This window comes from Candidatus Bathyarchaeota archaeon, from assembly GCA_026014685.1.
In the GTDB taxonomy this organism is placed as follows: domain Archaea; phylum Thermoproteota; class Bathyarchaeia; order Bathyarchaeales; family Bathycorpusculaceae; genus Bathycorpusculum.
Genome location: JAOZHW010000005.1, coordinates 359,907 through 374,081, shown reverse-complemented (window position 1 = coordinate 374,081; position 14,175 = coordinate 359,907). Strand labels below are relative to the sequence as shown.

Annotated in this window: 16 protein-coding genes; 8 read left to right on the top strand and 8 right to left on the bottom strand. The window is 47.0% G+C overall.

The window, feature by feature from the left end; all coding sequences use genetic code 11:
- Positions 1-122: 122 nt before the first annotated feature.
- Entirely contained in the window at positions 123-1,136 is a 1,014-nt protein-coding gene (locus tag NWE96_04260) for a hypothetical protein (protein ID MCW3983190.1), read from the bottom strand.
- Between the two features lie 122 nt (positions 1,137-1,258).
- Here NWE96_04260 and NWE96_04255 point away from each other — a divergent pair, with 122 nt between their 5' ends.
- Together NWE96_04255 and NWE96_04250 are read left to right on the top strand one after the other, a co-directional pair.
- Entirely contained in the window at positions 1,259-1,789 is a 531-nt protein-coding gene (locus tag NWE96_04255; protein ID MCW3983189.1) for a hypothetical protein, read from the top strand.
- Between the two features lie 74 nt (positions 1,790-1,863).
- Positions 1,864-2,073, top strand: a complete 210-nt coding sequence (locus tag NWE96_04250) for a hypothetical protein (protein ID MCW3983188.1) — start codon at positions 1,864-1,866, stop codon at positions 2,071-2,073.
- A 236-nt stretch (positions 2,074-2,309) separates the two neighbouring features.
- Here NWE96_04250 and NWE96_04245 read toward each other — a convergent pair whose 3' ends face one another.
- From NWE96_04245 to NWE96_04230, 4 genes are all read right to left on the bottom strand, one after another.
- Positions 2,310-2,627, bottom strand: coding sequence for a hypothetical protein (locus NWE96_04245; protein MCW3983187.1), 318 nt, complete (start codon positions 2,625-2,627; stop codon positions 2,310-2,312).
- 74 nt (positions 2,628-2,701) lie between these two features.
- Complete coding sequence (locus tag NWE96_04240) at positions 2,702-2,884, bottom strand: hypothetical protein (protein MCW3983186.1); 183 nt, start codon at positions 2,882-2,884, stop codon at positions 2,702-2,704.
- A 24-nt stretch (positions 2,885-2,908) separates the two neighbouring features.
- Complete coding sequence (locus NWE96_04235) at positions 2,909-3,082, bottom strand: hypothetical protein (protein ID MCW3983185.1); 174 nt, start codon at positions 3,080-3,082, stop codon at positions 2,909-2,911.
- Positions 3,083-5,104, bottom strand: a complete 2,022-nt coding sequence (locus NWE96_04230) for a DUF2190 family protein (GenBank protein ID MCW3983184.1) — start codon at positions 5,102-5,104, stop codon at positions 3,083-3,085.
- Between the two features lie 404 nt (positions 5,105-5,508).
- On the opposite strand from NWE96_04230, the gene NWE96_04225 reads away from it, so the two are divergent.
- Positions 5,509-6,375 (top strand): hypothetical protein, encoded by an 867-nt coding sequence (locus NWE96_04225; protein ID MCW3983183.1) that lies wholly within the window; start codon positions 5,509-5,511, stop codon positions 6,373-6,375.
- On the opposite strand, the gene NWE96_04220 is transcribed toward NWE96_04225, so the two are convergent.
- Positions 6,372-6,623, bottom strand: a complete 252-nt coding sequence (locus tag NWE96_04220; GenBank protein MCW3983182.1) for a hypothetical protein — start codon at positions 6,621-6,623, stop codon at positions 6,372-6,374. The genes NWE96_04225 and NWE96_04220 overlap by 4 nt on opposite strands.
- A 468-nt stretch (positions 6,624-7,091) precedes the next feature.
- Between NWE96_04220 and NWE96_04215 the strand changes: the two genes are divergently transcribed.
- Complete coding sequence (locus NWE96_04215; protein ID MCW3983181.1) at positions 7,092-8,300, top strand: aldo/keto reductase; 1,209 nt, start codon at positions 7,092-7,094, stop codon at positions 8,298-8,300.
- A 61-nt stretch (positions 8,301-8,361) separates the two neighbouring features.
- Positions 8,362-9,042, top strand: a complete 681-nt coding sequence (locus NWE96_04210; protein ID MCW3983180.1) for a hypothetical protein — start codon at positions 8,362-8,364, stop codon at positions 9,040-9,042.
- Between the two features lie 2 nt (positions 9,043-9,044).
- Here NWE96_04210 and NWE96_04205 read toward each other — a convergent pair whose 3' ends face one another.
- Complete coding sequence (locus NWE96_04205) at positions 9,045-11,021, bottom strand: glycosyltransferase (protein ID MCW3983179.1); 1,977 nt, start codon at positions 11,019-11,021, stop codon at positions 9,045-9,047.
- Between the two features lie 221 nt (positions 11,022-11,242).
- Between NWE96_04205 and NWE96_04200 the strand changes: the two genes are divergently transcribed.
- Complete coding sequence (locus tag NWE96_04200; protein ID MCW3983178.1) at positions 11,243-12,451, top strand: cofactor-independent phosphoglycerate mutase; 1,209 nt, start codon at positions 11,243-11,245, stop codon at positions 12,449-12,451.
- A gap of 37 nt (positions 12,452-12,488) precedes the next feature.
- Here NWE96_04200 and NWE96_04195 read toward each other — a convergent pair whose 3' ends face one another.
- On the bottom strand, positions 12,489-12,824 hold the full coding sequence (locus tag NWE96_04195; protein MCW3983177.1) for a hypothetical protein: 336 nt from the start codon (positions 12,822-12,824) through the stop codon (positions 12,489-12,491).
- 393 nt (positions 12,825-13,217) lie between these two features.
- Here NWE96_04195 and NWE96_04190 point away from each other — a divergent pair, with 393 nt between their 5' ends.
- Positions 13,218-13,628: a hypothetical protein gene (locus NWE96_04190; protein ID MCW3983176.1), complete on the top strand. Its 411-nt coding sequence runs from the start codon at positions 13,218-13,220 to the stop codon at positions 13,626-13,628.
- Positions 13,582-14,124, top strand: a complete 543-nt coding sequence (locus NWE96_04185; protein MCW3983175.1) for a nucleotidyltransferase — start codon at positions 13,582-13,584, stop codon at positions 14,122-14,124. Before NWE96_04190 ends, NWE96_04185 begins: the two co-directional genes overlap by 47 nt.
- The last annotated feature ends 51 nt before the right edge of the window (positions 14,125-14,175 follow it).

Here is a 14,175-nt window from a genome sequence, read left to right as displayed (position 1 = left end):
CATGACACAACTAAACACAACCCTCAAAGCCGTGCTCGAAGAGAATCAGGCACTAAAGAAAGAAAACTCGGAGCTAAAAAACAAGGAAAGCAAGCCCTAAACTTGCCCTCTCTTCTCTATTTTTATGTCCCAACATGATTTTTTCTTCTTCTACCAACCCAAATCAGCGGTACCCCCACCACGAGTAGTGCCATGGTCCAGAGGTTTGCGTTGTGCATTGGGCTTATGACTTCGTACCAGACGCTTGGGTGCGCTTCGTAGCCGCCTGTGGCGATGTAGTAGACGGTGTTGAAGATGAAGTATGCTGCGAAGGCTGCGATGACTGCGCCGAGGTGGGTGAGGTTGACTTTTTCGTGTTGCCCCTTAAGCGCGGGTCGAAGCGTCACGTAAGCGGCTATGCCGACGGCGAGTAACCCAAACGCGGTGGTCGCGAAGCTGACAAAGTTGACGGGTTGCAGCAGGAATTCCAGTCCGAACACTTGGTTGGCGCGGTCGTAGGGCACCATGTTAGCGGCCCAGAGCATGCAGTAGTTGAACCAGAACACCACCAAAACGTAGGCCAAAGCCGTGTAGCTGGCCCATTTGACGATTTCTGGGGTGGGTGCATCGGCGTTTATTTTTGCTCTTAGCTTAAGCAGTAGCGGCGCTGCAGTGAGCACCATCGCCAAGCAGGGAATCGCCGTGCCAAACAGCAGAATCAACTCAGGCGTGTGGTCGAAGTAGAAGAGGTACTCGCTGGTTGAGTTGTAGGCGAAAGCCGCAATTATGGACGGGATGATTGCCAAAAAGAATGCCGCTTCCAGTAGCAGTGCGCGGGAAGCGTTTTTGCGGATGGCGGGCATTGCGGAGTCAGCTTTGCGCCAGTACAAGTAGGCTGCGTAGGCGGCGAAACAGGCGGCGAATGCACGTAGAACGATGGCTATGGAGCCTGTGACGCCTTCGCTTAGGTAGTAGGCGATTTGCCACCACAGCGGATTCTTCGAAATCAAGCCATAAACGTATTGATCCTGAGAGAGCTGCACGCTGAATTGCAGCCCGTAAACTGCGAAGTAGATGCCGTATGCGAGGTAAACCGCGACTGCGATGAAGATGCAGAAGCGGATTTTATTTCCATATTTATCTTGCCATTTACCCATGTGAGTTCACCAATGACGAGATGGTTGGACGCTGATTTAGTTCTACACATGGAACGAGTCGTTCCAGACTTGGAACAGCAACATGTTAATTGGCGGACAGAGGTACTTTCAGGTGTGATGAATTGAAAAAAGCAGATTTCAGCCCTGACAAATTAAAGCTACCTGCCCTTGTTTCTGACGTTAAAAAAACGATTGTCGAGGTTCTTAACCTGCCCTCTTCTGAGCTTACGGGGCATCAGGCTTTCAGGGCAGACCAGAAAACATTAGCTTTGTGGGCTGCAGACTGCGCCGAACACGTTCTTCCCTTTTTTGAAGAGAAATATCCCGCTGACGATAGACCCAAAAGAGCCATTGAGGCATGCCGTACTTGGGCTGCTACAGGCGTTTTCAAGATGGCGGCTATACGTAAGGCTTCCCTTGACTCCCACGCCGCCGCCCGAGGCGCTCCAGAAGACTCTGCAGCGTGTTATGCCGCTCGTTCCGCAGGTCAAGCAGTAGCCACGGCTCATGTTCCCACGCATTCTGTTGGAGCCGCCGTCTACGCCATCAAAGCCGCAGCCGCGCATTTAGGCAACATAGAGGCTGGTTTGGTAGAGGAACGGGGTTGGCAGCGGCAACGATTAGCCGAGTATGCCAAGCAAAGTCACATGTAGCATTTAATTCTTGAGTTTGTGGCGTTGGGTAAGCTTAAAATCGTTAGTTGGGCATATTTTATTTGGGTGTCTTTATGCCTTTAGATGAGCCTCTTCTTGAAGCTAAGAAGGAATTATCTGCGGCAGAGAAGGCGCAGCAAGCTCGTAGATTATACTTTAAAAAATCTCTCATTCAGTATGGTTTTACTGAGGAGCAAGCGGAGATTCTTTTGGAGTCTCTGGACGAATTCGTTGAGGAAGAGAAGGATTTAACTGAAGAAGCCAAAGAATCCCTCTACAAGTAGATGGTTCAATGGTATGTTGAGGCAGTCACTGAGTTATCTCTGCAAATGTTATCCAAACCTTCAGTTATGTGAATGTCAACAATCTGGCTTTGCCTGTAACTGGTACAATAGCCCGTGTGGGTACACTGCTCTCCCAAGGAGAAATTTATGTGAACAAATTTTTCTTTTCTTCTTCGTAAACTATGTCTGCTTAAGGGAGAGGATTAAATTTTTTAGGTTTAACTTCCTATACCCTGCTAAACTGAGGCTTGTTTTGGTTGAACTATTCCTCTCTTTAGAGCTAAAAAGATAAAGAATTGAGCACACGCAGCTATAGCTGCTGCTTTTAATGCAGACAGCCCTTCAAGTCCTGCAACAGAGCCTCCGCCCAAAGCACTAAAGAAGGTTAGTCCGCTAATGATTGCTGCATCAACTAGTGCATCTGTCCAATCAAACTTTTGGGTTTGACTATTTGTTAAGTTGTTTGTGCAATAGATGATTAATCCCTTAACTGTTAGCCTTGGGATATAGTTTCTTTCTTTTAGGTAACTTTTATACTTCTTAATTATAGACATTGATTTGCTCTCACTTGATTGATCTTTCTTTGATTTCCAAAAAAGGAAATGGAGGAAATTGTTTGTTTCTTATTTTAGGATTTGCTTGCCTTCTCCTGCTTAGCTTTCAATTCAGCGTTTTCCTTTTTGAGCGCTGTATTCTCTTCCATCATCGTCTTCATGACGGCGTTAAGCTGAGTCATCATGTCGTTAATGCGCAGGTTAAGCATGCCGATTTGCTGCATTACCGTTGGAGGTTCCATTTTTGTGTCGGTCATTAAGTGTTTTCTCCAGTTTGGTTGCTATGCTCCCAGCAGAATTGTTGCAAGCTGATCAGTTGAGGCGCCTACGATGACTACACCAATTGGTCGCTCATCCGTCACCGAGCCAGTGGACGCTGAGTCTAAGCTGTGCGTGTGACTGCCCTGCCCGATTCCGCCACTTCCGGTCCAGACGTCGCCTGTGTAGCCACCCACTTAGTGACTATGGTCACCTGCGCTTCCAGTTGAACCACCCACACTGTGACTATGTCCACCTGCTGAACCAGTTGAACCTCCTACCGAGTGGCTGTGGTCTCCTGTGTATCCAGTTGATCCGCCAACGGTGTGACTGTGGTTTCCCGCTGAATCAGTTGAGATGCTGTGATTGTGGGAGCCGCCTGCGGATTGAGTTGGCGAGGTGCTGTATGCATAGCTGTGAGTGTGGGCTGTACCTGCAGTTGCAGGACCTGTGTTTGTCGAGCCCATAGTGATTCCGTGGGTGTGTGCGATATTTGTGCTGCCTGAAGATGCGCCGTGGCTATGGCTGCCTTGTGAGTCGGTTGCAGCGTAACCTGAAGGGAAGCCGTGGCTGTGGTTGCCCACGGTGTCTGTTGCCGCTGAACCTGAGGGGAATCCATGTTGGTGTGCTCCTTGAGTATCGGTTGCTGCGTATCCAGCGGGGAATCCATGACTATGGTTGCCCTGTGTGCTTGTTTGTAGGTTTGTGCCTGCTTGGTGGTTGTGTGCGCCTATGTTGGCGTTTTGTATGTTCAGAGATGTTATGGTGTGGTTGTGTCCGCTGTATTGGTATGCTCTGCCTTGATCGTCGGTGGTGACATGCATGCCTGCGGTTAGGTTCATGCCTGCTCTTACTTGAACTGTTCCAGAATACGCTATGACGCCTTGTTGTCCTGAGTTGATGTCTGCTACTGCTACGCCTATTTGTTTTGTTGCGTTGCTGCGGTTTGCGGTTACGACGGTGTTGTTTGCGTTCATGGCGACTATGCGGTATGCGGAAATTGCTGCTCCTGCAGTAAAAGGATAACCCAAAGGCTTGTACAGTGTAACGGCACCTCCGGAGAGGCTGTTGATGTGATCAACGAAGATGTTGCTTGCGTTAAACGTACCCGCTTGGCCTGTGCTGTTGTAGACTTGCAAAACGCCGGTGCCTGCTCTGTCTAGGTAGACGTCGTTGTTTTGTCCACCGAACTTTAGCTTATCGAACAGGGTTATGCCTCCATAGTTGAGGCTGTTGACTTCGTTTGTGAATACAGTTGTTGCATCAACCCATTTGAACGGGTATGTGGCTGTTCCTAAGCCTAAACCGCCATCTGGGGGGTTAATCGGAATTAAGTAGGCATTGTTGTCAGTTGGGTAATTGTCGCCAGCAGCAACCCCAAATATCTTCTTATTTTGGGACTGCAACTTCAATTGACCCTCAACAGTCAAGTTACCCAGATCCAAATGGGCAGGCGTGCCATCTAATTTGGTTAGGTAAAGCGTATCAAAGTATCTTCCAGCATAGTCTGAAGCTGGGCCTACTTTTGACCAACTCCAACCTGTTTGTGCATCGTATGAAGATTTGAAAATAGTATCTGCTGCTTCACCAAATACTGCATTGGTCGATCTGAAAAGTTGGCTAGCCGCAGGATTATCTGGTGTAGTATCATTCCAGTTGCTTCCATCAAACTTGAATACTCTGTTATGGTATGGCTCGTTTGCATCAGTTCGGAGATAATATGTGCCTGATTGACTAGGTGGGAAACTTCCGCTGCCAGAATAGCCTGTTGGCACTGCAGATGTGTTTATTGAACCCTGGCCATCGAGAATTGACACGTCTGAATGCATAAGGATGATTTTTGGTATGTCGAGTTGATTTGCTCTTCCACTACCTAGCCATAGCTCGCCTTGGTTGCTCCCAACGAATCCGCCAGCGGTAATATCCTTCTGAATCGTAACGCCTCGATCGATTACAAAAAGAGGTTCACCATCTGTAGTGATTTCAAACAAGTTTAAATTTACATACTGAGTTGGAGGGCTGTTGATTGGTTTTGCAAATGTTAAGTAACTGACAACATTTGGATTATTGAGGTAGTCTTGAAATCCAAGAGGTAGCCATTTACCATCAGTGAATCCCCATATTTTTCTAACCAGTGCCCAGGGATCATTAGGGTTATAAAAATCTGGTGCGTCTTTGCTTGCGATTTTTATGAACACTTGATCAGTAAAGTCTGTCATACGCTCGCCTCCTTATCGATTAAAGTTCCAATCTTTCGTTCAAACGGGAATGCGCCAAGACAATTCCCGTTGTTTAAAGGCTGAGCGCTGGTCCAGCCTTTGTTTGGTTCTGATTTATTCTCTAACATTTTTGATCATCAGCTAATCACTAGTATTTTTGTAATTTAAACAATTTTGCGGTTTTTTCAGCATAAAAAATTCTATATTAATTATTCACCCTTTAAAATTCGGCATTATTTTTTCAGCATAAATTTTTCGGTATGAAAAGAACGGGCTGAATTATTTAGCATGAACTAAAAAGGCTTTTTAGAAAATGCTTTTTTAACAAGCAAAATACCTATGTAAGAGTAAAAAACCAACGTTTTGAGTAACTTTTTTATCAGGGGACATTGTTTGGGTTAAGTATGCGCAAACATGTTGCCTTAATTCTCACTGTTATCTTGACTTTATCAAGTTTAATAATGGTTAACCCAAGTTTAGAAATAACCAAGCCCTCTATTCCAGAATTTACTTTAAAGTATGTAGACAATTCGTATGACGTACCGCCAACCACAACTACAAAAATAGATCCATATACCGGAAATAAAACCGTAATGACTCAAGCTGGCTACCATGTTTCTAACAGATCTATAGAAGTAATAATTATGAACCAACCTTTTACTCCTTATACTGATGCTAATGGTCATTATATTAATTTAGCCTACGCTGTCCGTTGGAAAGGACATTACAGCGACTCATGGAATAACTTGCCTAATAGAACCGCTTACTTTGGAGCCACAAATTCCAAATATACGTCTATAGTTTTTGGTTTAGATTGGAAGGAAAATCCAGGAATTAGAGGAAATAAAGACTTTTACTATGATTATTACTTGGACGGAGTGCCCACAGGCGGTCAAGTAGATTTTCAAGTCCAAGCGGCAATAGGTTACTCTGAGCTTGTTCCAATGCCACGTAACCCATTTCACGACAACGATTATTACATGATCTATAGGGGTCAAACAAGTGACTGGAGTAGCATACAAACAATAACCATCAACGATAATTCAGTGTATCCTGACTCACCATCACCGTCAGCAACTACAAATCCATCAAATTCACTTTCAGAACCGACAACAACGCCTCAACAGTCAAGCATCCAAAGCGGGGCTTTTTTTGGTCTTGACTGGGAACAAATAGCCCTAATCCTATTAGGCGCCGCAGTTTTGGTGTTAGCATTCGCTCTGGTGTTTTCACTTAGAAAAAGCACAAAGCAAACCAGCAACGCCGTCTAATGCCTGGGTTCCTCAAGAGCCTTTAACATTGTTGTGCCTTTATCCGTCATCACATATTTAGCTCGGTACTTTGGCGAGTTTTTCTCAACATAGCCACCGTAGACTAGATGGCTAAACGTACTTTCAAACATTGCATGTGTTATGCCGCCTTTTTGTATCGTGTGCTTCTCAAGTTCTGTTCGGCTTAAAGGTTGACGGCTTAGCTCATGCAGAATGATTTTCGCTAACTCGGTGTTTAGATTCTTCACAATTATTTGTCTCCCCCACTACTCACGCAACTACGAGAATCGACTTTTTGCCTTTTAAACGGTTAGTTAACTCGATATTCTGGAGTAGGTGAGGGGTGAGTGAAAGTGAACGGATTTATCTAAAAATTTGCGAAAAATGAATGTTTTTTATAATAGGGTGCTTCGAGGTCGCGAATTCTATTTCAAAATCGAGATGAATTGCAAAGGGATTAATTACCCTTGGATTATTGGACTCAGTTGCGGAAAAAGTATTCACTAGCCTCCAGCTTCTTTTACCCCGCTTTCGGCTTCATCGTACCTCGATAACCTCATCGTCCAAACCAATACAACCCGCTGGATTATTTACCCTTTCTGATAAAACCGCCACCAAAGCCCCATACATACTGTCTGTGTCTATGTGAGCGACGCTTTTAAGCAACCGTAGCTAAACACACCTAGTGCAACCCACATCCATGGGGACCCAAATTTATGCAGTACCGAACGGTTCCAAAAAACGGGGACAAACTCTCTGCTTTAGGCTTTGGCTTGATGCGTCTGCCCCAAAAGGTAGGTAAAATCGATGAGCAACGAGCAATCAGCCAGATACGCTACGCCATTGACGAAGGCGTTAACTACTTCGACACTGCCCCGCCATACCATGCAGGGGAGAGTGAGCGGGTGCTGGGTAAAGCCTTACAGGACGGCTACCGCGACAAGGTCAAAGTGGCGACTAAACTTTCCCCCTTCATGCTCAACAAGCCCGAAGACATGGAGCGGATGCTAAGCGGGCAGCTCTCTAAGCTGCAAACTGACCACATAGACTACTACTTACTGCATTCACTGGAAGCTGCTTCATGGAAGAAACTTTTAGGTTTTAATGTGCTGGATTTTTTGCAGAAAGCCCAAAGCGACGGCAGAATAGTTAAAGTGGGTTTCTCGTTTCATGGTTCACTTGGAACCTTTAAAGAAATCGTGGACGCCAACGACTGGGCTATGTGTCAGATTCAATACAACATTTTAGACCAGAAAATGCAGGCTGGAACCGAGGGGTTGCATTATGCGGCGTCTAAGGGGTTGGCTGTTATGGTTATGGAGCCGCTTAGAGGCGGGGCGCTGGTGGGTAAACTGCCCAAGGCGGTTCAGGAAAAGTATGATAACGCCCCAAATGGTTGGTCTGCTGCGGAGTGGGCGCTGCGTTGGGTGTGGAATCACCCCGAAGTCACCGTGGTGCTCTCAGGCATGAACGACGAAGCCCAAATCCAAGAAAACATCAAAACCGCACAAACCGCCCTACCTAACTCGCTATCCACAAAAGACCTCGAAGTCATCGAAGGTGTGGTGGATAGCTACAAAAAACTCATGAGGGTGCCCTGCACTGGCTGCCTCTACTGTATGCCCTGCCCTAACGGTGTAAACATACCCGCCAACTTTAACGCCTACAACCAGTACCACATGTTCGACCAAAAACTCTACGCAAGAGGCATGTACATCGTTTCGCTGCTGGGTGTTTTGGGTGGAGAGCGTTGTGATGCCTCTTTGTGCGTGAACTGCGGGGTTTGCGTTAAGAAGTGCCCGCAGCACATTGCGATTCCACAGGAGCTTGGGATGGTTAAGAAAGAGTTAGGGGGTTTGCAGACTAAGGTTATGACGCCAGTTGTTAGGTGGGTTGCTAAGAGGCGGTTTGGTGCAAAGCTTTAGTTGATGCATAACATTCAAATTTGTCGTGGCTTTGTTCTTTTCGAATTTGATGGGAAACGGCATGGGTCGCGTTTGGGTTATTTGTAAAAAGACGTTCAGCATCTCTCTGGTCTTCAACGCACTGCTGACTATAGCGTGTTGTGTGGGCATCATTGCGGGTTTCTTTTTCTACTTTCCTGACTGGAAACCCTTCTCGCCTTACTTGTTGGACGGCAACGTGTTCTGGTTTGTCATCGCAGCTGCAGCCATCAACATCTTTCCCAGCGCACTGTTGGGCAGAAAACTCCATACCGGTAGATTCCTTTTTCACCACTACTTTTACGGTTTTCTCGTAATCGTGTTTGCCGCCATCTATGTGGTGCTGTTTTCGCCTGTTCCGTTGCATGCGCTATTTTTTGTAAACAACACTAGCGCTGAAGTAAATGTCGGACGGTTTTTCCTTTTAGGTGGACTTGCCTTGTTGCTGGATGATTTGCCTGATGTTTCTAAGCGGGTTGAAGCAAGTTTAAACTGGCTTAAAGGCAAAGCAGACCGAGCTAAACGTTTCATCGTTGTAGCTCAAGGGGTGACGGGGGCTTTTTCGTTGTATGTGTCCGTTGCGGTTTTGGTTGGGATGGTTTTTGAGCCTGAGTGGGTGACGGCGGCTAACATTTTGCTGGTAGCTACGACGCTTGTTACGGGGGTAACTTCGTTTATTTTTGTGAAAAGAAAAGTTTGGCACACCATAGCGCCTAAGCATTAGCTTTAGGTGACGCATTTGTCTCTGGCGACTTTGGAGACGCCATGGGTGGTTTTGTCCCAGTAGAAGGGCTTCTTTATGAGTTGAATAAGCCCTCTCCAAGCAGCTACACTCAGCAGTGCCCAGTACGCTGGCATCAATAATGCGTAGGGGATGTAGCGGTATTTTTTGAGTTTCATGCAGGCCACGACGTAGATTGAGAGGTATGAGAGGTTGCCGACTATGAGGTTGAAGAGGCAAATCGGCGCCAGCAGAGGCGGTATAAGCCACCCTAAAGCGTTCGGCGCGATGAGGCTTACGCCTAAAACAGCCCACAACACAGGGTTAATTACTGGAATAAACACGCTTGTTCCAAACGTTAACTGTAGCTTCCAGAATTTTGCTGCGCCCAAGTCTCGGTATAGTTTTCTGGGGTTTCGCATGTGTACTAGGTAGGTTTGAAGGTGCCCTTTGTACCATCGTGACCTCTGAACGACCCAGCATTTAGGGGTCAGGGTGGCTTCCTCGTAGGTGTAGCTGTCTATCATTTCGGTTTTGAGTTTCTTACGCGATAGTCTGATGCCTAAGTCGGCGTCTTCGGTGACGTTGTAGGGATCCCAGCGGCCTAACTCGTCGAGGCCTTTTTTGCGGAAGTGATTGCTGGTTCCACCTAAAGGTATGGGTGCATCAATCCAGTCCAAGCCTTGGAGGTAGAATTCATACCAGTTTGCGTATTCGATGCTAAACCATTTAGTTAGGAGGTTTTCGTCAGCGTTGTAGAAGTTCAACTTTGACTGTAAACAGACTACTTCTTCAGGTGACCGCAGGAAGACTATGGCGGCTTTTTTGAGTTGATCTGGGTCGGGTTTGTCTTCGGCGTCGTAGATGACGCAGAGTTCCCCTCTGGCTCGCAGTAAGCCGTAGTTGCAGGCACGGGGCTTGGTTGTGATGTCCGCTTTGGGGATGATTAGGGGGTCGAAGAGTTTTAGGAACTCGGTGTATTCCTCTTTGGGGATGCCTTCTACCATTTTCTCTGGGCACCCAAACAACCCGAGGCGTTTTGCTTCGTTTATGGTTTCTTCGTCTTTTTCTTCCATGAGAACTTTGATGTCGAGTTTGTCTCGGGGGTAGTTGATGTTGTACATGTTGCGTAGGTTCTGTCCCAGCATGGCTGATTCGCGGAAAACTGGGATGAGCACGGTGTAAGTTGGTAGGTCTTCGTCTCTTGTCCACTCCATTTCCCCTTTTGTGATTCTGGTTGGTGCTCTGCCGCCTTTGAATCCGCGCAGTGAAATGTAGATTTTGATGGGGTTAACGATGAAGTAGCCGATGCTTATGGCTGCAAAGAGCACCATAAACGTAACCATAGAGTTAATTATAGCTGCAACCGCTACGGCGGCGATGACGGCTATGATGAAGGTTTTTTGGTTAGGCATCAAAACCTTGTAAGCTGACTGGTCAGGTGTACGGTTGAAGAGGTCCAGCATGGCGGTTTTTTTGTGAATTTCCCGATAGATGTTGTCGATAGCCCACTCCATGGATTTCGCTGAGACGACGTGGAGGCTGATTTGTCGGGTGGGGAAAAGGTACTGGATGGTGAGTAGAACGCGGCGGTCTAAGGGGTTGTCGACAGCTAAATCTACGCAGCACCCCTCGATTTCTAGGGGGATGACTTTGTATTTGCTTATAACTGGGTAAGGCATGACGGTTATGAGTTTACTTCTTTTTTCTTCTTGGTAGAGTTTAGTTACCTTCTGATAGTCGATGAAGGGCATGCCTAATCTGTCGGCTAGGTCTTTGTAGAATGCTTGGGGGAGGATGATTTTGGCTTTTCGCAGGGTGGGCAGGACATCTTCGAGGCGGATTTGGGGGTTTTCCACGGGGGCGGTGTCGACGTGGTGGGCTTTTAGGATTTCGAGTAGGCAGTCTTTGTCTACGGGTTCTTTTGTGGTGGCGTCTATGATAACTGGGTTGAAGTTGTTGTTTTCTTGTCTTTGTGTCATCGAAGCCTGCTATCCTACAGATTAGGGTATATTATTACTTAATACAATTATACAGAAACAAACCAAAAACCCAATTAAAAGATTACTTCACACAAATCCAGATTCACCCTAAACCAACCCCACCAAAAACCAAGCCAACCCAACATCCAACCCCCATTTTCTGGCAATAAGAAGATAAATACACGCCCCACATTAACCATCCACAAACAACGGTGCCATCCATGAAGTACATACTCATCGTCGGAGACGGCATGTCCGACTACCCCATCCCCGAATTAGGCAACAAAACCCCCCTCCAAGCCGCCCACAAACCCAACATGGACGCCATAGCCGCCAGAGGACAAAGCGGACTCATAAAAAACGTTCCCGACCAATGCACTCCAGGCTCAGACGTAGCCATATGTTCCGTACTCAGCTACGATCCCGTTCGTTTCTGCCCTGGCAGAGGCCCGCTTGAAGTACCCGCACGAGGCTTAAAACTGGGTCCAAACGACACCGCTTATCGCTGCAACATCATAACCGAAGAAAACGGCGCCATAGCCGACTACTCCGCAGGCCACATAACCACCGAAGAAGCCGCCGAGTTAATCGCGGCAGTGAAGAAAAAATATGACAAGCCAGGCGAAATCGAATTCTACTCAGGCCTCGACTACAGACACTTCTTAATCCTAAGAAACTTTACCACACCCGAACTAATCAAATGCACACCGCCCCATGACGCAAGAGGCGTCCAAGTCTCAGAGATTCTGCCAAAGGCATTGGCACCGCAAGCAGAAAAAACCGCCCAACTCCTCCGCGACATGATTTTAGGCTCCCGAGAAATCCTCAAAGACCACCCGGTTAACATCGCCCGCGAAATGAGCGCCCATCGCCCAGGCAACCTGATTTGGCCTTGGGGCGGCGGCAAAAAACCCACCATGCCCACACTCAAAGAGAAATTCGGCGTAAAATCCGCCGTCATATCCGCTGTTGACCTCGTCAAAGGCATCGGCGCCTACGCAGGCATGGAAATCATAAACGTAGAAGGCGCAACAGGGCTCTACAACACCAACTATGAGGGCAAAGCCGACGCCGCCATAAAAGCATTGGAAACCAACGATTTGGTTTTTGTGCATGTGGAAGCCCCCGACGAAGCAGGCCACGTAGGCGACTACAAACTCAAAGTTAAAACCATCGAAGACCTCGACAGCCGCCTGATAGGCAAAATTATGAGCGCAATGAAGGAGCCTTATGCAATCGCGATTTTGCCTGACCACCCCACACCCATAAAACTCCGCACTCACTCCCGTGACCCCGTGCCCTTCGTCATAGCCGCGCCTTCCCTGAAACCCGACGGTGTTACTGTTTTCGATGAGGAATCAGCTAAAAAGGGCGGTTTTGGCTTGGTGGAGAAGGAGTATTTGCTTTCGCTTCTGCTCTCTTACAGGTAACCTTTTTTTTTTGTAAACTTTGTTAAAAAATGGTGGGTTAGAGTTGTTTTGGGCATTCCGTTTTTGAGTCGATGTCTTTTATGCGTCGGCTTATCACGGTTTGAATTTCGGGGTCTGCTTCTTGGTGTGCTGCGTCCACGAGCAGTTTTTTTGCTATGTGGAGGCTTTTTTCGCCGAACATTTTGGCGAATTTGCTGCTGCGTTTTTCTAGGATGCGGAAGTAGCGGGGGAGGACGCAGACGAAGTTGAGGGGGTAGCGTTTGTTTTGGTCGAGGTCGACTACGACGAGTTGGATGCGTTCGGGGTGTGGTTTGGGGTTTTTGATTGCGTAGAGTTTTAGGTTCATCTGCTCACTTCCTTGGGGTTTAGGCAAGTTTGGGGTAACTGTAGGTTGAACTTGCCATTATAACCAAACTTCGACTCTAAACCATATTAAACTTTCCCAAAAACACACCCAAAACAACCAGAAAAAAGGTGGCTGTTTAAAAGACGAGCTTAAGAAGATTTAATATAGCGGTAACGCATGAACCCACCCCCGCTTGACGACTGGGCCTGATTTATGGAGCAGACCTCCAAGCGTGGTTGCGATGTGCTCGGATGCTTTGAAGCTCGGCTGCATTGAAATGATGGGGTTTTAGTTTCTATGTATGGGAGGGCTTCTTCGGTGAGCGGTCGTGTGGTTCTCAACAAAGAAAAACATGGAGCGCCGCAAGTAAAACAGAAAACCTAAATAATGCAGCGATAATGTTTCCTTTAGGGAAACAAAATGTCTTTAGAACAACGCGCAAAAATTATCCACACCACCCAATCAAACGACTGTGGCATCAGAGAACTCATCCAAACGCTCAAACTGAAAAACGCCAACACCATATCACTGCTAAGACGAATGGAAGACGAAGGCCTCATCAAAATAACGGAAGTTAAAGGCACAAAAAGAGGTCGCCCAAAAAAACACATAAACGTCACTCCACTAGGCATTGAATTCTACGAAGCATACAAAAAATTAAACCTTAAACGCCTCAAAGCCCGCAAAGTAGACTTAGAGCGCGCTACAAAAGACGCCCTCTACGCCAAAAGAATTGCTGAGAGGGGGCACTCAACTTTTCAAGTCTTCATGGAGTTAAACACAATTGCCAGCAATATTGAGAAGTCTTCAAAGACTAGTAGCACTCTTTGAGAAAAACCGAATCGACTATATGATCATAGGCGGCTACGCTTTGCCTTTCTATGGCAGAATCCGAACCACCGTGGATTTGGACCTTGCCGTTGCCGTCAAAACAAAAGACGCCTACAATGCTCTGCTAAATCTACTCAGAGCAGCCGACTTTGAACCTACAATTTGCTCTCCAAACAACCCGTTAACTGTCATCGTTGACCACAAAGAAGGAATGGAGTTCGAATTATGGAGTAGACCCGACGGCATCGTTTTTGACCAAGAAACGTTAACTCGGCGCAATAGGATGCAGCTGAGCGAGGATTTTTCGGCGTGGGTTGTTTCACCTGAAGACTTTATTGTTACCAAACTGGCTAGACCAGACCGGGGCGTTATCGATGAGCAGGATTTAAAGAGCGTTTTGGTGAGGCAGGAAGGCAAACTAGATCTAAGTTACCTAACCAAAAGAGCACAGGATGCACAGGTGCTGACGATTCTAAGAACCATCCAGAATGCATAATGCCCTGTGCGCAGTTCCCTACCCCTAAGGGAGGGGGGTCTCTTGAGAGCA